Below are 19,164 nucleotides of genomic sequence, written 5' to 3' on the forward strand. Positions count from 1 at the left end.
GGCCGGTGGCGCCGGGCCTATCGGCCGTGCTGACGAACGCCACCCGTCGGGACTACTTCCCTTCCATGGGGACGATAGCTCATTGTCTTCTCACGAAGTGTGGTTCCGGCGTGACGTAGCTCGTCCGGGGCGTGCGCCGCGGTGGCGACCGCGCGCAGCCGCGAGGTGCCGTCGGGGACCGTCGGCGGGCGGATCGCCTGGACGAACACGCCCTCGTCCAGCGCCTCGGCGCACGCGGCCATGGCGTCGTCGGGGTCGCCGACCACGAGCGGCACGATCGGCATGGCGCTCACCTCGACGCCCAGCGCGGCTCGCAGCGCCCGCGCGTTCGCGTGCAGCCGCGCCATGAGCGGCGCATCCATCAGGTCGAGCGCCTTGAGCGCCGCCCCGATCGAGGGCGGCGGGAGCGCGGTCGAGTAGATCAGCGTGCGCGCCCGGTTGACCAGATAGTCGGCGACCTCGCGCGAGCAGCACACGAACGCGCCGTAGGAGCCGAGCGCCTTGCCCAGCGTCCCGATCGTGATCACGTGGTCCTGCAGGCCCAGCTCGTGCACGAGCCCACGGCCCTCGGCGCCGATCACGCCCGTCGCGTGCGCCTCGTCGACGATCACGCGCGCGCCGGTCTCGACCAGGGCGGCAAGATCGGCGGTGTCACCGTCCATGGAGAACACGGCGTCGGTGACGATCACGTCCGCGCCGCTGGGGATCTCGCCGTGCGCGTACACCTGCGTGCGCGCTCGCGCGAGCCGGCAGCCGTCGATGATCGAGGCGTGGTTGAGCGCGTCGGACGCGACCACGCCGTCGGTCGCCAGCGCCGCGATCACGCCCGTGTTGGCCAGGAAGCCGGAGCCGAACAGCAGGCACGCCTCGTAGCCCTTGAGCTCGGCCAGCCGCTCCTCGAGCTCGCGGTGGATGCTCATGTGGCCGCTCACGAGCTGGGACGAGCCGGCGCCCGCGCCCCAGCGCGCCGCCGCCTCACCCGCGGCTTCGGCCACGCGTGGGTCACCCGCCAGCCCGAGGTAGTCGTTCGAGCACAGCAGGAGCACGTCGCGGCCGTCCAGCGTCACCCGCGGCCCCTGCGCCGACTGCACCTCGCGCAGGAAGCGGCGCAGCTCCGGCGCTACGTCGGGCAGCTCACGCATTGCGCCTTGAAGCCGGTCGGGAGCACCTGGACCTTGAGCTTGCGCCCGCAGTGCACGCACCAGCGCGGCGGGTCCAGGGCCCGCACGCACGTCTCGTGCCCGGCCTCCTCGACCGTCTTCCCACACCCCGGGCAGTAGCTCACAGCGTCTTCGAGAGCTCCTTCACGGGCATCGACAGCTCGGCCAGCAGGTCGAGGTCCTCCTGCGGCGAGCGGCCGAGCGTCGTCAGGTAGTTGCCGACGATCACCGCGTTGATGCCACCGACCATGCCCTGGCGCGCGCCGAGGTCGCCGAGCGTGAGCTCGCGCCCGCCGGCGAAGCGCAGGATCGTGCGCGGGAGCGCGAGGCGGAAGGCGGCGATCGTGCGCAGCGCGTCCAGCGCCGGCACCGGCTCGAGCGACGCGAACGGCGTGCCCGGGCGCGGGTCGAGGAAGTTCAGCGGCACCTCGTCGGGGTTCAACGCGGCGAACTGCGCGGCCAGCTCGGCGCGCTGCTCGAGCGACTCGCCCATGCCGATGATGCCGCCGCAGCAGACCTCCATGCCCATCTCGCGCACGAGCTGCAGCGTCTCCCAGCGCTCCTCCCACGTGTGCGTGGTGACGACGTTGCCGAAGTGGCTGCGGGCCGTCTCGAGGTTGTGGTTGTAGCGGTGCACGCCGAGGTCGCGCAGCTCCTCGCCCTGCTCGCGGGTGAGGATGCCGAGCGAGCAGGCGACGTTGATGTCGACGTTGTCCGTGATGGCCTTGACGCCCTCGCGCACCTGGTCCATGAGCCGCTTGTCGGGCCCGCGCACGGCGGCGACGATGCAGAACTCGGTCGCGCCGGTGGCGGCCGTCTCGCGCGCGGCCTCGACCAGCGACGGGATGTCCAGCCGGACGGCGCGGACCGGCGTCTCGAACCGCCCCGACTGCGAGCAGAAGTGGCAGTCCTCGGGGCAGCCGCCGGTCTTGATCGAGACGATGCCCTCGACCTCCACCTCGGGCCCGCAGTGGCGCATGCGCACCTCGTGGGCGAGCTCGAGCGCGTCGTCGACCCGCTCGTCGGGCAGGCGCAGCACCTCGAGGGTCTGCGCCTCGTCGAGGCCGATCCTCCGCTCGAGGACCTGCTCACGGGCGATGTCGAGGATCATGCGGGCAGCTCCATGGTCGTGAATTCTCCCTCGGGGATCTTCCCGAGGAGCGGTGCGATCTGCGTGAGGTCCTGGAGGTTGCACTCGGCGGCGAGGTCGGGATCGCGCGGCCACGCGCCGATCACGATGCCGAGGCAGCGCAGGCCGCGGCGCTCGATCGCTTCCACCGTCAGCGCGGTGTGGTTGAGCGTGCCGAGGCCGGCGCGGGCCACGACCACGAGCGGCGCGTCGAGCAGGTGCGCGACGTCGGCGATCGTGCCGCCCTGGTCGTCGAGCGCGACGAGCAGACCGCCCGCGCCCTCGATGATCACGCGCTCGTGGTCGAGCTGGGCGACGAAGTGGGCGACCTCGGCCATCAGGACGGTCGGCAGCTTGGCCCGGCGCGCGGCGGTGGCGGGGGCGAGCGGCTCCGGGTAGCGCGCGAGCGTGTGGACCTCGGCGCCGCTGAGCTCGTGGACGACCGCCGCGTCGTCGTCGTCGCCGGTCTGCGCGGCCTTGACGTAGGCGTCGCCGGGGCGCGCGAGCGCCGCGGAGACCCAGGTCTTGCCGACTCCGGTGTCGGTTCCGGTCACCACGACCCTCATCCGGCCGCGGCTCCTGCGATGGCGGCGCGGCAGATGCGCGCGATGTCGTCGTCGTCGGTCACGTAGGGAGGCATCGTGTACACGAGGTCGCGGAACGGCCGCAGCCAGACGCCGTGCTCGACCGCTGCCCGGGTGGCTGCGACCCCGTCGATCGGGTGGTCGAGCTGGATCACGCCGATCGCGCCCTTCACGCGCACGTCCTTCACGCCGGGGAGCTCGCGCGCGTCGTGCAGGGCGCCGAGCCCGCGCTCGATCCGCGCGACGTCGGCCTCCCAGGCGCCGTCCTGCAGGAGGCCGGTCGAGGCGAGCGCGGCGGACACCGCCAGGGGGTTGGCCATGAACGTGGGGCCGTGCATCAGCGGGCCGTCGACCTTCGCGGCCAGCTCGGCCCGGCAGAGCGTCGCGGCGAGCGTCATGTAGCCGCCGGTGAGCGCCTTCCCGAGGCAGAGGACGTCCGCCAGCTCGGCCGCCGCGAACAGCGTGCCGGTGCGGCCGAAGCCGGTGGCGATCTCGTCGAGGACGAGCGGGACGCCGTACTCGTCGCACAGGTCGCGCAGGAGCTGCACGCACTCGCGCGGGTGGAAGCGCATCCCGCCCGCGCCCTGCACGATCGGCTCGACGATCACGCCGGCGAAGTCGTGGGCTTCGAAGAGGGCGCGCACCGCGGATTCCCACTCCGGCGTCCACTCGGGAAGCGGCGCGAAGACGTGCTCGGCCAGCGAGCCCTGCCACATCGAGTGCATGCCGCCGTCGGGGTCGCAGACGGCCATCGCGCCGAACGTGTCGCCGTGGTAGCCGCCGCGCCAGGTCAGCAGCTGCCGCCGCTCACCGTGCCAGGACTGCAGGACGAGCTTGATCGCGACCTCGACGGACACGCTGCCGGAGTCCGCGAAGAAGACGTGGTCGAGCCCCGTCCAGTCGGTCAGCCGCTCGGCCAGGCGGATCGCCGGCTCGTGCGTGAGCCCGCCGAACATCACGTGGGCCATCCGGCCGAGCTGGTCCTGCACGGCCGCGTCGATCACCGGGTGGCGGTAGCCGTGGATGGCGCACCACCAGGAGGCCATGCCGTCGACGAGCTCGCGACCGTCGGCGAGCGTGAGCCGCACGCCCTCGGCGGACGCCACCGGCAGGGGCGCCTGAGCCGCCGGCATCGGCCCGTACGGGTGCCAGATGCGGGTGCGGTCGAGTTCCAGCAGGTCGGCGTTCACAGACGCTCGACCCTATCGAGTCGTTTCCGGCTCCAAGATCGCGCGCCGCGCGGAGGAGTTGCCGGTGCCGGGGTCGATCGAGACGAGGTCGGCCGCGAGCGGCTGGAAGGCGGGCTTCGTCGTGAAGGTGAAGCGGGCGAGGCTGAGCTCGGTGCTCTCGGCCAGGTTGCCGGTCCCGCCGGCGCCGATGCTGCCGCCGTTGATGACGGTCACGCCGGGCCGCTGGTCGAGCGCGGTCTTGTGCGTGTGGCCGATCAGGAACACGAGCGGGCTCTGTGGCGGATCGTCTTTCAGGACGTCCAAGGCCGTGCTCAGCAGCGCGCCCTCGTGGACCATGACCACGTCCACCTTGCCGATCAGCGGGCGCAGCCACTGGAGGAACGCCTCCTGCATGCCGGGCTGCGGGTTGTTGTCGAAGCGGTCGCGGAACGACTCCGCGCTGCGCCGCTCGAACGGGTCGTCGTAGCCCGCGACCCGCAGGCCGGCGATCTTGTTGATGACCGGCCCGTAGGTCCCGTCCTGCTTGAGGCGCCCTCGCTGCGTGAGCACGATCCCGCCCGCGGCGGCGAGCTCGCGCTTGAGATAGTCCGAGTCGTGGTTGCCGGAGACGAACACGAACGGATCGCCGGTGTGGACGATGCGGCTCACGAGCCGGGTCTCCAGCGGTGAGCCGCGGTCGGTCAGGTCGCCGACGAAGAACAGCGGCCCGCCGTCGGTCGCGCGTTCGAGCACGCCCAGCGCGACCGTGTTGTTGTGCAGGTCGGAGGCCACCGTGATCGTCGGCTGGCCGGTCAGGCTCTGGCGCCGGCCGGGTTCGACCACGAGCCGGGCGAGGCCGACGAGCTGCGCGTCCAGCTCCTGGTCGAGCACGCCGGGGGTGCGCTGCGCGGCCTCGACGGCCTCCAGCGCGCGCGGGATGTCCGGGCCGTGCGCGTAGTACTGCGGGTCGGCGATCTCGCCGCGCGGCGGGACCAGCGTGACCATCGCCACGCCGATGCCGATCGCCACGAGGATCGCGGTCGGCGCCGTCCAGCGCAGGCGCGGGACCCGGCTGCGGATGGCGAAGGCGACGAGCAGGCCGAGCGCGGACGCGGCGGCGACGGTCAGGCCGATCAACCGCATCAGGTAGGTGCGGAGGGCGTCCTCGGCCTCCTTGCGGACCTGCTCGACGTCCAGCGGCTTGCCTTCGGCGAGCGACGTGGCGACCCGGCGGTTGACGGTCTGCAGGTCCACCCGCAGGCGGATCGGCGCGCGGATCGCCTCGAAGCGCGCGCCCCAGTCCACGAGCGGGACGTACACGTCGAGCGCTCCGCGGTGGCCGGGGGAGACCGACATCCGGATCTCGCCCACGGACAGCGTCGCGCTCTGGTGGTAGCCGACGAGCGCCAGGTACCCGCCGGCGGCCGTCGCCGCGACGACGAGGATCACCGACAGCGCGCGTCGCGCGTAGGTGATCAGGCGGGCCTTCAGGTCCCGCCGGGCCCAGGCCGGTGGCCGCTGTGCAACATGCGCCATTCCGCTCTACCAACGTACGAGGTCATCGCCGCCGCTCCCACAGCTCCATCGGGGAGAGGCGTCTCAGACCCAGCTGCTGGTACAGGCGTTCCCCCAGCTCGGTGGCCTGAAGCGTGATCGTCGTCAGCTGGTGGCGCTGGGCGTCGGCGAGCGCGCTGCGCATCACCTGCGTGGCGAGGCCGTGCCGGCGCGCCTGCGGGATCGTCGCGACGAACGAGACGCCGCAGTCCTGCCCGTGGTGCAGCGCGAGCGCGACCGAGGCGGGCGCGCCGTTGAGGTCGGCCCGGTAGCCACGCAGCGTGCCCTCGTCGAGCGTGTTGAGCGTGCGCTCGAGCCGGCTGTCGACGTTCCCGTACGCGAGGTCGTTGACACGGCCGACCTGCTGCAGGTTGGCGTTGGGCCGGGGATTGGCGGTCGACAGGTCGATCTTGAGCTCGCTCAGGACGGCGCCCATGCCCGGCGAGGCGGACGCGATCGCCATGTTGGCGTGGCGCAGCTCGCTCGTCACCTCGCGCGCCGCGCCGTCGACCCACACCGCCCAGCGCCGCACCCCCGCGTCGCCGTAGCGGACCTCGAGCTCCTCGAGGTGGCGCGGCGCGGCGGCGGGATCGAGCGCGACGGCGGCGTTGAGCGCGGGTGAGTCGGGCGCGCTCGGCACGATCGATGCGAGCAGGCCCTCGCGCCGGATCACGAAGCCGTTCTTGGCGTTCCCGCCCAGCAGGGTCTGCAGGGCGGCGAAGCCTTCCCACAGGCGGCGTTTGAGCTCCGCGTCGTCCATGTGGGCCGGGAGGCTACCCGTCGGCCTGCAGGCGGTAGCGCTCGCGCGTGGCCTCGTCCGGCGGGTAGGTCCCGCGCAGGGGTTTCCCGGCGGCGATCTCCTGCTGGATGAACGCTTCCAGCCGCTCCTGCTCGGAGGCCGCCTCGGCGACTTCCTGCGCGAGGTGCCGGGGCACGCAGACCACGCCCTCCGCGTCCCCGACCATGACGTCGCCGGGGTAGACGGCCACCTCCGCACAGCCGATCGGCACGTCGAGGTCGACCGCGTGGTGCTGGGCGAGGTTCGTCAGCGGGCTCGCCCCGGCGGCGTACACGGGGAGCGCGGCGAGCTTGGCGATCTCCGGCGTGTCCCGGAGCGTCCCGTCGGTCACCAGCCCGGCCGCTCCCCGCACCTGCAGGCGCGTGGCGAGGATGCCGCCGGCGCTCGCCGCCCGTCCCTGCCCGCGGCAGTCCATCACCAGCACGTGCCCGGGCGGGACGGTCTCGACCGCCTTGCGCTGCGGGTGGTCGTAGTCCTGGTAGACGGCCAGGACGTCGATGTCCTCGCGCGCCGGGATGTACCGGAGCGTGAAGGCGGGGCCCGCCATCCGGTGGCCCGTGAGCGGCTTGATCCCGTGCAGGAACGTGTTCCGCAGCCCGCGGGAGAGCAGCTGCGTCGAGATCGTGGCGGTGCTGACCTGCTTGAGCAGCTCGATCGTGCGCGCGTCCATGGCACGATGTTGACGTGCGCAGCCACCGATGGTTCGGCGTCGACGACCTGCGGTCCTTCGGCCACCGCTCGCGGACGCTCCAGATGGGCTACGACCGGGAGGACTTCGCCGGCAAGCCGGTCATCGCGATCGTCAACACGTGGTCGGAGATCAACCCGTGCCACACGCACTTGCGCGACCGGGCGCAGGACGTCAAGCGGGGCGTGTTCCAGGCGGGCGGGTTTCCGTTGGAGATCCCGGCCCTGTCGCTCAGCGAGCCGTTCATGAAGCCGACGACGATGCTCTACCGGAACCTGCTGGCGATGGAGACCGAGGAGCTGCTGCGGTCCTATCCCTTCGACGGCGCCGTGCTGATGGGCGGCTGCGACAAGACGACGCCGGCGTTGGTCATGGGGGCGCTGTCGGCGGGCTTGCCGTTCATCTTCGTGCCGGCCGGCCCGATGCTGCGGGCGTCCTGGCGCGGGAGGACGCTGGGCTCAGGCTCGGACGTCTGGAAGTACTGGGACGAGCTCCGGGCCGGGACGATCACCGAGGACGACTGGCACTCGGCCGAGGAGCGGATCGCGTCCTCGCCCGGGCACTGCATGACGATGGGGACGGCGTCGACCATGACGTCGGCGGTCGAGGCGCTGGGGCTGTCCCTGCCGGGCGCGGCGTCGATCCCGGCGGCGGACTCGGACCATCCCCGCATGGCGGTCGCGTCGGGGCGGCGGATCGTCTCGTTGCCGGAGCCGGCGCTGTCGCTGGAGAGCTTCGAGAACGCGATCAAGGTCGTATTGGCGTTGGGCGGGTCGACCAACGCCGTCATCCACCTCGTCGCCATGGCCGGCCGCGCTGGCATCGAGGTGACCGTGGACCTGTTCGACCGCCTGTCGCGTGAGGTCCCCGTGCTCGCGAACCTGCGGCCGTCGGGGCAGTACCTGATGCAGGACTTCTTCGAGGCCGGCGGGCTGCGAGGGCTGATGTCCCGGCTGGACCTGCACGACGTCCCGACCGTGTCCGGGTTCTCGCTGCTGCAAACGCTGGAGGGCGCCGCCGTGTACGACGACGACGTCATCCGGCCGCTGTCGAACCCCGTCAAGGCCGAGGGCGGGCTGGCCGTGTTGCGAGGGTCCTTGGCACCGGAAGGAGCGGTCATCAAGCACTCGGCCGCGTCCCCGGAGCTGTTGCAGCACACCGGCCCGGCGGTGGTCTTCGAGGACTACGACGACATGGTGGCGCGGATCGACGACCCGTCGTTGGACGTCACACCCGATTCCGTGCTGGTGCTACGGAGCGCGGGACCGCTCGGCGGCCCGGGCATGCCGGAGTGGGGCATGCTGCCGATCCCCAAGAAGCTGCTGGCGGCCGGCGTCCGCGACATGGTGCGGGTCAGCGACGCCCGCATGTCCGGCACCGCCTACGGGACGTGCGTGCTGCACGTCTCGCCCGAGTCGTTCGTCGGCGGCCCGCTCGCGTTGGTCCAGACCGGCGACCTCGTGGTCCTGGACGTCCCGGCCCGCCGCCTGGACCTCGACGTCCCGGAAGAAGTCCTCGCGGCCCGTCGTTCTTCCTGGGTGCCCCGAGAGCTCCCCGCGACGCGCGGCTACGCCCAGCTGTTCGCCCAGCACGTCACCCAGGCGCACGAGGGCTGCGACTTCGACTTCCTCCACGGCGCCGGCGGCGTCCCTGAACCAGCCATCCATTAGATGAACACCTTCGAAGGCCCCTGGGACGTCATCGTCATCGGGGCAGGCATCCTCGGCCTCGCGACCGCGCGAGAGCTGCTCTTGCGGTCGCCGGGCACGCGCGTGCTCGTGTTGGAGCGCGAGCCGTCGATCGCCGCCCACCAGACCGGCCACAACTCCGGCGTCATCCACGCCGGCATCTACTACAAGCCCGGGTCTCTGAAGGCCCAGCTGTGCGCCGCCGGCCGCGACGCGATGTACCGCTACTGCGACGAGCACGGCGTGCCCTACGAGAAGTGCGGCAAGCTGATCATCGCGCGGGACGAGTCGGAGCTGGCGGCTTTGGACGAGCTCGAGCGCCGTGGAGTCGAGAACGGCGTGCCGGGCCTGCGGCGCCTGTCGGGTGCCGAGATCGCGGAGATCGAACCGCACGCCGTCGGCGCCGCCGCCCTGCATTCCCCCGAGACCGGCATCGTCGACTTCGCCGCGGTGGGCCGCGCGATGGCCGCGGAGATCCAGGGGCTGGGCGCGACGATCGCCTTGGGCGTGGCGGTCCGATCGCTCGCGCGGCACGGCTCCACCACAGTGGTTGCGACGAGCGAGGGAGACATCCCGTGTGGGCGCGCGATCGCCTGCGCCGGCCTCTGGTCGGACCGCCTGGCCGCCGCGTCCGGCGACTCCGACAACCCCCGCATCATCCCGTTCCGCGGCGGCTACGCGAAGCTCAAGCCCTCGGCGCGGTATTTGGTGCGGTCCCTCATCTACCCCGTCCCGGATCCGTCGTTGCCCTTCCTCGGCGTCCACCTCACCAAGACGATCTCGGGCGACATCTGGCTCGGCCCGACGGCCCTGCTCGCACCGTCGCGCACGGCCTACTCGCTGTCGTCCGTGAGCCGGTACGACCTCGGCTCGACCCTGCGCTGGCCCGGGACGTGGCGGATGGCCCGCCGCTTCTGGCGCACCGGCCTGACCGAGATGCACTTCGCCGCGCGCCGCGCGTCCTTCGTGCGGGCGTGCGCGGAGTACGTCCCGGCCTTGCAGGCCTCCGACGTCGAGCCCGGCCCGGCGGGAATCCGCGCCCAAGCCGTCGACCGATCGGGCGCCCTGCTGGACGACTTCGCGTTCGGCTCTGCGCCGGGCGTCCTGCACGTTCGCAACGCCCCGTCCCCGGCTGCGACCTCGTCCCTGGCGATCGCCAAGATGCTCGCGGATCGACTCGACGCGGCGTAGTCGCTACCCTGCTTCTCCGCACGCCCTCTTAGCTCAGTTGGTAGAGCACTTCCATGGTAAGGAAGGGGTCGCCGGTTCGAGTCCGGCAGAGGGCTCTGCGCCGGTTCAGAGTTCGACCGCGACCGGCGCCGCCGCGAGCCAGGTCCTCGTCCACGAGCGCCGCGTGATCACCTCCGTGTCGCCCCGTCGGTAACGCCCGTACGCCGGGTGGACATCAGACGCGGACCCGCTCGAGCGTCGTCGTCATGGAACCGTGCTGCGTTGAACGCCAAGTTCCAGAACCCGGGTCGCCACGGCCGTGCGGGCATCGCTGGCGCCACGGCGCGCCGACTGGTATAACCAGCCCTCATGACTGGTCCAACCAGTTCAACGGTCTCCGATCGCATCCACTCTCAGCTGCGCGGCGACATTCTTGGCGGCCGGTACGAGGTCGGCGCCGCGCTGCCCTCGGAGCGCCGGCTGAGCGAGGAGCTGGAGACCAGCCGGCACGGCGTCCGCGAGGCACTCAAGCGGCTCCAACAGGCCGGACTGGTGTCGATCAGCCAGGGCGGCGCGACGCGGGTGCGCGACTGGCGGCGCCACGGCGGCCTCGAGCTCCTGCTCGACCTCGCCGCGGAAGGGGACGCGCCGGATGCGCTGCACGTGCCGCGCGCGGCGATGGAGATGCGCGCGTGCATCGGTGCGGACGCGGCGAGACGGTGCGCCGAGCGCGCCGACGCAGCGACCAAGGCGCAGATCGTCGCGCGCGCCGAGCAGCTCGCCGCCGTCGAGGACCTCGAGGCGCGGAACGCGCACTACGAGGTGCTCTGGGAGCTGATCGTCGACGGCGCCGACAACATCGCCTACCGCCTTGCCCTGACGTCGTTGATCGCGCCGCGCCAGCACGCCGTCGCGATCGACGCGCACGCCGTTGCCGCCGAGCTGCAAGACGCCGACACGATCCGCGGCCTCGCCCAGGCGATCGCCAACCACGACGAGGACGCGCGCACGAGAGCCGCTGACCTCTTGGAGCGCTCGATCCCCCGTGGCTGAGGTCCTCTACTACGCGATCCCGTTCTTCGTGCTCCTGCTGATCGCGGAGTACGCGTCGTTCCGGCACCTCGACCACGACCACGAGGATCTGGTCGGCTACGACCTCAAGGACACCGGCACGTCCCTGGCCATGGGCATCGGGAACGTGGCCATCAACGTCGGCTGGAAGCTCGTGGTGGTGGCGGTCTACGCCGCGCTGTACGAGCTCACGCCGCTGCGGCTGGACCCGCACAACCCGCTGACGTGGGTGCTGCTGTTCTTCGCCGACGACCTCGCGTACTACTGGTTCCACCGCGTCTCGCACGAGAGCCGCGTGTTCTGGGCCAGCCACGTCGTGCACCACAGCTCGCAGCACTTCAACCTGTCCACGGCGCTGCGGCAGACGTGGGTGCCGATGACCTACTTCCCGTTCTGGCTGCCATTGCCGCTGCTCGGCTTCCCGGTCTGGATGGTGCTGCTCGCCCAGGCGTGGTCGCTGATCTACCAGTTCTGGATTCACACGGAGCGGATCAAGCGGCTCCCGCGCTGGGTCGAGGGCTTCTTCAACACGCCGTCGCACCATCGGGTCCACCACGGCATGAACGACCAGTACCTGGACAAGAACTACGGCGGCATCCTGATCATCTGGGACCGCCTGTTCGGCACCTGGGAACCCGAAGGCGAGCGCGTGAAGTACGGGCTGACGACGCAGCTCACGACCTTCCACCCGGTCCGCGTCGCGTTCCACGAGTACATCGCGCTCGCGCACGACGTGCGGGCCGCCAAGGGCCTGCGCACGAAGCTCGCGGTGCTGCTGCACGGACCCGGCTGGCGGCCGGAGCCGTCACGCAAGCGTCACACCGTGTGACGAATCCGCACCCGCTCTGCACCTTTCCACGCGCGCGAAGCCACGACGAGGCGCCGGCCTGGCAGCGTCCGCTGCATGACGATCACCACCGAGGACCGCGCCGCGCTGCTCAAGGAGGGCGTGCTCGTGCACTCCGTCCATCACTACGAGACGCACCCGACGCAGCTGTTCGTCACCGCGCCTGACGAGGAGCACGCGCTCGAAGCGGTATCGGCCCGGCTCGGCGCGGCGGTCGACGTGAACGTCTGCGGCGACGCGCCCCGCGAGGTTCGTCCGCGCCGGTGCACCGGCCACATGGAACGTGAAGCCGGACGCTTGCAGCTGCGCTACGACATGCAACGCGACGAGCACATGGACGAGATCCTCGTGGCCGAGGACGACGAACGTGTCGTCGTGTTCGCGACGGTGTGCACGCCGATCGATCCTCAGCTCGGTGACGTCGTGGGGTGCCCGTACCACGTGCACCTGGATCGTCCGCTCGGCGAGCGCGTGGTCTTCGACGCCGTGGCACGCGCGCCGGTGCCGTACTTCAACGTCTACGACGGCATCTGGGACCGAGTCGAGGCGCAGCGCGCAGCGTCAGACCGAACCGGGTGACCCGGTCGCGCCCCGGTACCCTCGGAGGTGATGGCCGAGCCCTCCAAGCGCCGACTGCCCCAGGTCCGGAACGTCCCCTGGGGCGAGTTCCGGCGTCACGCCACGACGGCCTTCCTCATGCTGCAGGCGGGCTGGGGCGCGCTTTCCGAAGCGGAACGCAAAGAGGCGCGCAAGCTGGTGACGAAGTCCCGCGGGAACCCGAAGAACCTCACCAAGCTCGAAGCACGCAAGCTCGGGAAGCTGGCGGCCAAGGCCGCGACCGCCGCGTCGGCCGCGCGCCGGCTCACGCGCTAGTCACGGCTGCGGTCGAGCGGGCACTCGCCGCTCCGGCGGTGCGGTGATCGTGTCCGCAGTCGGGCTGGCGAGCTGTCGCTCGAGGGCCGTGAAGCTGTCGATGAGCTCGGCGGCCTCGAACGCGCGGTTGCGCTGGCCGATGTTGGTCTGCTTGAGCACGCCCGCTTCGACCAGCCGTGGGATCGCCTCGTTGACCGCCTGGACACTGCGGCCGATGAGCGAAGCGCCGCTCTGCACGGTGATGACCGGGGCTCCAGGGAGCGCCGCGAGCAGGAGGTCGACCGCCGAGTTCTTGCGCACTCGCCCGAGGCGCTCTCGCCATTCCGTCTGGAGGGCTCGAACTCTGGCCTCGAAGGCATCAGCGTCCGCGACCGCGCGCTGGCAAGCTCCGGCGAAGAGCGACACCCACGCGTTCATCCCCTCTAAGGCCGCTTCGCTGCTGCGTGATCCCGCGTAGCGCGTGCGCGTGAGCCCATCGATGTAGTCGCTCGACCAGGTCGCCAGGACGAGCGAGATGGGAGGGACGAACCTCGGCGCGACCCCTCTGCGGCGAAGGATGACGTGGATCAGCGCACGCCCGGTGCGACCATTGCCGTCCGCGAACGGATGGATCGTCTCGAACTGCGCGTGGGCCAGCGCGGCCTGCGCCACCGCCGGGAGCCGGTCCTGGTTGCAGAACGCGCAGAGGTCCTGCATCAGCTCGAGCACGTGCCCGGGGGGCGGGGGCACGAACGCCGCGGAGCACGGGTTGAAGCTGCTTCCGCCAATCCAGTTCTGCTCCTCGCGGATCTTGCCTCCGTGCGGCTCCATGTCAGTGCCTGCGAGCAGGCGCTCGTTCACCGCAAGGAGATCGTCGACCTCCAGCTCTCTGGCGCCGCTCAGCGTCTCGACGGCCCAGTGCATCGCTTCGACGTTGTTGAGCACCTCCGTCGCGGTCACATCGGGCCGGGCGTCGTCCAAGCTGCGGGCCAGGTCGGCTCGGAGCAAGCGCCGTCCCCCGACTTCGAGCCCTTCGATCTTCGAGGAGGCGACCGCTTCCGCTCGTAGCAACAGACGTGCCATCGCTTCGGAGTCGGCGAGCGTCGTGGTCTCCTGGTTGAGCCGACGGATCGCGACCTCGGCGTCGCTGACGTCCGCGGCGGTGTCGCCATCGAATGAGATCGGCGCGTCGGCGAGGAGGTCCGGTACGTACGCCTCGTAGTCGCAGCCCTGTCGGTCGCGTCGTGAGAGGCTCGACCGCGCGTCGGTCTGCCATTGAAGCTTGATCAGCGACGACACTTATTCAAGCTTATCTCGTAACCTTGAACACCGGCGGTATGGCTTACCGAATCTTGCGTCAAACGCGGTGTTATTCAAGCTTACGCTCGAAGCTTGAATAAGGTGGGCGGCGGTCCGAGGTTCGTCAATAGGCGACGCGCGTGCTCTCGCACAGGAAGCGCATGAAGTCGCCCGCTGCGGCGCAGCGCTCCAGGTAGAGGTCGAGGAAGCCGGGCGAGACCACGTCCTCCTCGGTCAGCGGCGAGTACGCGATGAAGTCCTTGCGCTTGAGCTCCTCGATCAGCGGGTGATCGCGGTCGAAGCCCGCCGGCGGCCGCTTCAGCGCCTCGCCGCCCAGGGTGTACAGGGGCGACAGGCCCTCGACCAGCCCGGTCCAGCGTGCCGGCTTGCCCGCGATCGCGGTCCGGATCAGGTGCAGGACCTCGCGCTCGGGGTGCCAGGTTCCGCAGGCCATGAACACGTTGCCCGGCTCGAGGTGCAGGTAGAAGCCGGGCGCGTGGACGTCGCGGGTGCGGGCGTGGCGGAACTGGATGCCGGTGTGGGTCTTGTACGGCGTCTTGTCCTTGGAGAAGCGGGTGTCGCGGTAGATGCGGAACACGGACCCGCCGGTCGTGCGCGCGTCGGCGACGAAGTGCGGGCTGATCTCCTCCGGCAGTCGCATGCCGACGTCCTCGACGAAGGCCAGCGCCGGCTCTTGGACCTCGGCGACGTACCGGTCCTTGTTGTCGGCGAACCAGGAGCGGTCGTTGTTCGCGGCGAGGTCGCGCAGGAACGTGAACAGCGCGGGCGAGAACGAGGGCTCGAGATCGGTCACGCAGACATCATGGCCAACGACGATCGGTGACACGTGTAAGTCCGCTCGCTAACCAGGACCGTTGACACCGTCCTACTGAGCCGTAAGGTTGCGACGACTGCCGGGGAGAGCCGCGATCAGGGGGTCGCGGACGGCAGCACCAAAGGGAGGCAAGACCTTGCGTTTCATCGTGCTCGCGCTCGTCGCGCTGGCCGCACTCGTGCCCACGACGACGGCGACCGCGGCGCCGGCACCCGCGCCGCCGAACACCATCGTCCGCACGGACGTCATCACCGACGTGCACCCGTTCGGCTGGAAGGTCGCGGCCGTCGCGATCGAGTACCGCAGCAACATCAACCTCGGGAGCGCCGACATCCCGAACAGCGCGTTCACGGTCAACGCGACCGCCAACGGGGCGACTGCGCCGCGTACGGTCGTCGACGTCTACACCAACAACGCCGCCGAGATCGACACCCGCGGGCCGAAGGGCACGCCGGGCAAGTTCCTGATCATCGAGCTGAGCTCGGACGACCGCAACTCCGGTGCGCTCGTCTACGCGGGGGGCCGCAACGAGCCGATCCCGCTCACCGGCGCGTACAGCGTTCGCCAGACCGCGGACATCACGGACGCCAACGGCAAGGTCCGTCTGAAGGCCGCGCCGTACGCCATCACCAGCCAGGGCCAGATCAACCCGATCGTCGACGACTTCATCAGCGGCACGTACACCGACAGCACCGGGTACGCGCTCAACTTCCGCCTGTACACGCCGCAGGCCCGGCCGGAGTACCGCAAGGACGGCTTCCCGCTCGTGCTCTTCCTGCACGGTGGGGGCGAGCGCGGCGCGAACAACATCACGCAGATCACCGCCAACGAGGGCGCGGCGGCGTTCGCGGCGCCGGACCGGCAGGCGAGCGACCCGAGCTACATCCTCGCCGCGCAGGTCCCGGTCGGCTCGAGCTGGACGACGCCCGCGCAGCAGGCGGCGCTGATGGAGCTGCTGGACACGATCGTCGCCGGCAACCCGATCGACAAGGACCGCCTCTACGTCACGGGCATGTCGATGGGCGGCATCGGCACGTTCGACCTGCTCCCGAAGTACGCCGACAAGTTCGCCGGCGCGCTGCCGATCGCGGCGGCGGGCGACGCGACGAAGATGCCACTGATCAAGGACGTGCCGATCTGGGCGACGCACTCGATCGACGACCCGACCGTCAACTACACGACCGGGACGCTGGCGCTGATGAACGCGCTGGACGCCGCGGGCGCGCTCGTCACGCGCGCGCAGTGGGCCGGGAACCTGCCCGAGCTGCAGGCCGAGGCCGAGGCGCTGCGCCAGTACGCGCAGGCTGAAGCCGCCGGCAGCCACACGCTACTCACGGCCTACACGCCCGGCACCACACCGGTCAACGCCCACTGGTCGTGGGTCCCGACCTACCTCAACGACGTGATGCTCGACTGGCTGTTCGACCAAGACCTGCAGGACCGGCCGGCGCCGACCACGACGTCGGTGACCGCGACGACGCAGGTCGTCGGCATCGCGGACTAAGACCTCCTCCACCGAGCGGGTGCCTTCGGGCGCCCGCTCACCTAAGCGGGTCGTGCCCCCAGTTCATGAGGGAGTAGCGCCAGCGGGAGTGCGCTTTGTCCTTCTCAGGCCCGCCCTGGGCGGTGTGGCGCTTGACGTACCCGACGACCTTGCGCATGTGGGCGTAGTCGTCATTGGTCAGGTCGTCCTTCTTCGTGCGCTTGATCTCGACGATCCGCCGACCGGAGTGATGGCCGACCGACTCGCCCTCGCCCCAGCCGACGGCCTTGGACTCGTCGGTCGCGAGCCAGTCCTCGAGCTCCTTCGGGGCCATGTTCACGGCATCCTCGAAGTCGCCGCGGATGTCGTCCGCGGTCACGAGCGCTTCTTCAGGGCCGACGGCTTGTGAACGGCCTCGCCGCCGCCCTTCTCGCTCTTGACGAGGTACTGCGGCTCGTCCTTGGAGGCCTTGACCTTGCGCCCGCCCGCCTCGGTGTCCGAGGTGATCTTGCGCTCGACCACGCCCGGCGTGTCGTCCTGGCCGTGCGAGCTCCACACGACCTTGTCGCCCTTCTTGAACTCGTCGGCCATGGGCGAGACCTACCCACTGCAGGTCTCGCCCGTGTGCCAGCTTCGCGCTACCGGTACACGACCTCGCGCTCGGGCTCGTCGACGGTCGCGCGCTCCTCGGGCGGCTCGATGTTCAGGTGCGGCAGGCGCTTGTCAAGCCACGCGGGCATCCACCACATGGCCGGACCGGCGAGGTGCATGACCGCCGGCAGCAGCAGGAGCCGGATGATGAACGCGTCGATGAAGATGGCCGACGCGAAGCCGACGCCCATCATCGCCAGCGCCCGCTCGTTGCCGATCGCGAAGGCGCCGAAGACCGCGATCATGATGATCGCCGCCGCCGTGACGACCCGGCCGGTCATCGCCAGGCCGTGCTGGACGGCGTACTTGGCGTCGCGCGTGTGCGTCCACTCCTCGTGCATGCGGGACACGAGGAAGACCTCGTAGTCCATGCTCAGCCCGAAGACCACCGCGAACACCATGATCGGCAGGAACGACTCGATCGGGCCGGTGGCATCGCCGAACAGGCTGGCGAAGTTGCCGTCCTGGAAGATCAGCGTCACGACGCCGAACGCACCGGCGATCGACAGCAGGTTGAAGACGCCGGCCTTGACCGGGATCAGCAGCGAGCGGAAGACGATCGCGAGCAGCAACAGCGAGAGCCCGACGACGACGCCGATGAACAGCGGCAGCTTGTCCCGGATGGTCTGGGAGAAGTCGAGGTTGCTCGCGGTGGTGCCGCCGATCGAGATGCGCGCGCCGGTCGCGTCCGCCACTGGCGGGAGCGTGGTGCTGCGGGCCGTCCGCACCGTCTCGTCCGTGCGCTCGTCCTGCGGCGTGGTCGTCGGGTAGGCGATAATCGTCGCGGTGTCGCCCGCCTCGTTGAGCTGCGGCGGGAGCACCTGGGCGATACCGTCCTGCTTGCCGAGCGCCTCGGTGATCTGGTCGAGCGCGGCGGTGTCGCCGGGCTCCGGGAGCTCGACGCCCAGCAGCAGCGGCGCGTTGAAGCCCGCGCCGAAGCCTTCCTTGAGCAGGTCGTACGCGACGCGCGCCGTGTCGTCGGACTTGTACGTGCTCGCGTCGCTGGTCGCCAGCCGCATGTGCAGCGCCGGAGCGGCGAGGGCGAGCAGCACCGCGAGGGCGATGATCGCGACCGGCGCGGGGCGCCGGGCGACGAAGCCGCTCCAGCGCGCGGAGAAGCCGGCCTCGGTGTCGGCGCCCTGGGTGGCGGGCTTCACGCGCCCGCCGATCTTGCTCAGCAGCGCCGGGATCAGCGTCAGCGCGCCGGCCATCGTGGCCAGCACGGAGAGCGCGGCGGCGATCGCCGGGCCGTAGAGGAACGAGATCCCGAGCAGCATCATGCCGAGCATCGCGATCACGACGACGATGCCGGCGAACAGCACGGCGCGGCCGGAGGTGTCGATGGCGATCAGCGTCGCCTCGCGCACATCCCGCCCGCCGCCGCGCTCGAGCCGGAAGCGGTTGAGGATCAGCAGCGCGTAGTCGATGCCGACGCCGATGCCGATCATGGCGGCGAGCTGCGGCGCCCAGTCGACGACGTCGATCGCGCGCGTGGCGACCACCGCGGTCAGCGAGAGGCTGACGACCATCGCGAACAGCGCGTTCAGGAGCGGCAGCCCCATGGCGATGATGCCGAGCGTCAGGAAGAGCACGATCGCCGCGACCAGGATGCCGATCATCTCGCCGGCCCCGCCCGTCTCGGCGGTCGACCAGTGGATGATGTCGCCGCCCAGCGCGACCTGCACGCCGTCCTGGCCGTCCAGCTTGAGCACGTTCTCCGTCATCGTCTTGACCGGCACCGGGTCGACGTCGCCCGGCGGCTCCTTGAACTGGATCTGCGCGAAGGTGATCCGGCCGTCCTTGGAGACCGGGGCGCCCTTCGCGAACGGGTCGGCGACGGCGAGCACCTCGGGTGACCGCTTGATCTCGGCGACGACGCGCTCGATCGTCGGGCGGTGAGCGGCGTCGAGGACGGCGCCGTCCTTGACGGCGAAGACGACGTTCGCGGTGTCACCCGACTGCTGCGGGAACTTCTCCTGCAGCAGGTCGTAGGTGCGCTGCGATTCCGTGCCGGGCAGGTTGAAGTTGTTGACGAACTCGCCGGCGGCGGTCACCCAGAGCCCGATGGCGACGACGAATGCGGCGAGCCAGACACCGAGGACGGTGCGGCGGCGGTCGTGGGACCAGGCGGCGAGCTTGCGCATGCGCGAAACCTAAAGCGAAGATGAAGCGATCTCGCCGGGGT

At 70.8% G+C, this 19,164-nt stretch carries 20 protein-coding genes and 1 tRNA gene; 8 read left to right on the forward strand and 13 right to left on the reverse strand.

From position 1 onward, the window contains the following. Positions 1–17 precede the first annotated feature (17 nt). Genes C8N24_RS15975 through C8N24_RS16005 form a run of 8 tightly spaced genes read right to left on the reverse strand, consistent with a single transcriptional unit; the run spans position 18 to position 7,065 of the window. On the reverse strand, positions 18–1,142 hold the full coding sequence (locus C8N24_RS15975; protein WP_121251404.1) for an aminotransferase class I/II-fold pyridoxal phosphate-dependent enzyme: 1,125 nt from the start codon (positions 1,140–1,142) through the stop codon (positions 18–20). Then, the gene (gene bsaP / locus C8N24_RS34015; protein WP_170179132.1) at positions 1,121–1,285 is read right to left on the reverse strand and encodes a biotin synthase auxiliary protein BsaP; all 165 of its coding nucleotides are present in this window, start codon (positions 1,283–1,285) and stop codon (positions 1,121–1,123) included. The genes C8N24_RS15975 and bsaP overlap by 22 nt, the downstream gene beginning before the upstream one ends. Beyond that, positions 1,282–2,271, reverse strand: coding sequence for a biotin synthase BioB (bioB, locus tag C8N24_RS15980; protein WP_121251406.1), 990 nt, complete (start codon positions 2,269–2,271; stop codon positions 1,282–1,284). Before bioB ends, bsaP begins: the two co-directional genes overlap by 4 nt. Next, entirely contained in the window at positions 2,268–2,855 is a 588-nt protein-coding gene (bioD, locus tag C8N24_RS15985) for a dethiobiotin synthase (RefSeq protein WP_121251408.1), read from the reverse strand. Before bioD ends, bioB begins: the two co-directional genes overlap by 4 nt. After that, complete coding sequence (locus tag C8N24_RS15990; protein WP_121251410.1) at positions 2,852–4,063, reverse strand: adenosylmethionine--8-amino-7-oxononanoate transaminase; 1,212 nt, start codon at positions 4,061–4,063, stop codon at positions 2,852–2,854. The genes bioD and C8N24_RS15990 overlap by 4 nt, the downstream gene beginning before the upstream one ends. Positions 4,064–4,075: 12 nt before the next feature. Beyond that, the gene (locus C8N24_RS15995) at positions 4,076–5,578 is read right to left on the reverse strand and encodes a metallophosphoesterase (protein ID WP_121251412.1); all 1,503 of its coding nucleotides are present in this window, start codon (positions 5,576–5,578) and stop codon (positions 4,076–4,078) included. A 22-nt stretch (positions 5,579–5,600) separates the two neighbouring features. Continuing rightward, a complete protein-coding gene (locus C8N24_RS16000; RefSeq protein ID WP_121251414.1) occupies positions 5,601–6,356 on the reverse strand; it encodes a GNAT family N-acetyltransferase in 756 nt (251 codons plus the stop codon). Positions 6,357–6,369: 13 nt separating this feature from the next. Beyond that, positions 6,370–7,065 carry a ribonuclease activity regulator RraA gene (locus C8N24_RS16005; RefSeq protein WP_121251417.1) on the reverse strand — a complete coding sequence of 232 codons (696 nt, stop codon included), beginning with the start codon at positions 7,063–7,065 and terminating at the stop codon, positions 6,370–6,372. Between the two features lie 14 nt (positions 7,066–7,079). Between C8N24_RS16005 and araD the strand changes: the two genes are divergently transcribed. The 7 genes from araD to C8N24_RS16040 all read left to right on the forward strand — a co-directional run bounded on the left by araD (position 7,080) and on the right by C8N24_RS16040 (position 12,732). After that, positions 7,080–8,753 carry an L-arabinonate dehydratase gene (gene araD, locus C8N24_RS16010; protein ID WP_121251419.1) on the forward strand — a complete coding sequence of 558 codons (1,674 nt, stop codon included), beginning with the start codon at positions 7,080–7,082 and terminating at the stop codon, positions 8,751–8,753. Then, the gene (gene lhgO, locus C8N24_RS16015) at positions 8,754–9,962 is read left to right on the forward strand and encodes an L-2-hydroxyglutarate oxidase (RefSeq protein ID WP_121251421.1); all 1,209 of its coding nucleotides are present in this window, start codon (positions 8,754–8,756) and stop codon (positions 9,960–9,962) included. 22 nt (positions 9,963–9,984) lie between these two features. Then, positions 9,985–10,057 (forward strand) — tRNA-Thr (locus tag C8N24_RS16020). Between the two features lie 253 nt (positions 10,058–10,310). Further along, complete coding sequence (locus C8N24_RS16025; protein ID WP_121251423.1) at positions 10,311–10,994, forward strand: FadR/GntR family transcriptional regulator; 684 nt, start codon at positions 10,311–10,313, stop codon at positions 10,992–10,994. After that, positions 10,987–11,841 (forward strand): sterol desaturase family protein, encoded by an 855-nt coding sequence (locus tag C8N24_RS16030; RefSeq protein WP_121251425.1) that lies wholly within the window; start codon positions 10,987–10,989, stop codon positions 11,839–11,841. Before C8N24_RS16025 ends, C8N24_RS16030 begins: the two co-directional genes overlap by 8 nt. A gap of 75 nt (positions 11,842–11,916) precedes the next feature. Beyond that, on the forward strand, positions 11,917–12,438 hold the full coding sequence (locus tag C8N24_RS16035) for a hypothetical protein (protein ID WP_121251427.1): 522 nt from the start codon (positions 11,917–11,919) through the stop codon (positions 12,436–12,438). A 30-nt stretch (positions 12,439–12,468) separates the two neighbouring features. Beyond that, positions 12,469–12,732, forward strand: coding sequence for a hypothetical protein (locus C8N24_RS16040; protein WP_121251429.1), 264 nt, complete (start codon positions 12,469–12,471; stop codon positions 12,730–12,732). Here the strand turns inward: C8N24_RS16040 and C8N24_RS16045 are convergent, their stop codons facing one another. After that, complete coding sequence (locus C8N24_RS16045; RefSeq protein ID WP_121251431.1) at positions 12,733–14,010, reverse strand: Fic family protein; 1,278 nt, start codon at positions 14,008–14,010, stop codon at positions 12,733–12,735. Positions 14,011–14,134: 124 nt separating this feature from the next. Continuing rightward, a complete protein-coding gene (locus C8N24_RS16050) occupies positions 14,135–14,824 on the reverse strand; it encodes a DUF2461 domain-containing protein (protein ID WP_121251433.1) in 690 nt (229 codons plus the stop codon). 169 nt (positions 14,825–14,993) lie between these two features. On the opposite strand from C8N24_RS16050, the gene C8N24_RS16055 reads away from it, so the two are divergent. Further along, on the forward strand, positions 14,994–16,349 hold the full coding sequence (locus C8N24_RS16055) for a hypothetical protein (protein WP_211339992.1): 1,356 nt from the start codon (positions 14,994–14,996) through the stop codon (positions 16,347–16,349). Between the two features lie 37 nt (positions 16,350–16,386). Here the strand turns inward: C8N24_RS16055 and C8N24_RS16060 are convergent, their stop codons facing one another. From C8N24_RS16060 to C8N24_RS16070, 3 genes are read right to left on the reverse strand one after another with little or no spacing between them, the layout of a single operon-like run. Continuing rightward, positions 16,387–16,707 (reverse strand): DUF3140 domain-containing protein, encoded by a 321-nt coding sequence (locus tag C8N24_RS16060; protein ID WP_121251435.1) that lies wholly within the window; start codon positions 16,705–16,707, stop codon positions 16,387–16,389. After that, entirely contained in the window at positions 16,704–16,919 is a 216-nt protein-coding gene (locus tag C8N24_RS16065) for a hypervirulence associated TUDOR domain-containing protein (RefSeq protein WP_121251437.1), read from the reverse strand. The genes C8N24_RS16060 and C8N24_RS16065 overlap by 4 nt, the downstream gene beginning before the upstream one ends. A gap of 47 nt (positions 16,920–16,966) precedes the next feature. Then, the gene (locus tag C8N24_RS16070; protein WP_121251439.1) at positions 16,967–19,123 is read right to left on the reverse strand and encodes an MMPL family transporter; all 2,157 of its coding nucleotides are present in this window, start codon (positions 19,121–19,123) and stop codon (positions 16,967–16,969) included. Positions 19,124–19,164 lie beyond the last annotated feature (41 nt).

Source organism: Solirubrobacter pauli (assembly GCF_003633755.1).
Classification (GTDB): Bacteria; Actinomycetota; Thermoleophilia; order Solirubrobacterales; family Solirubrobacteraceae; genus Solirubrobacter; species Solirubrobacter pauli.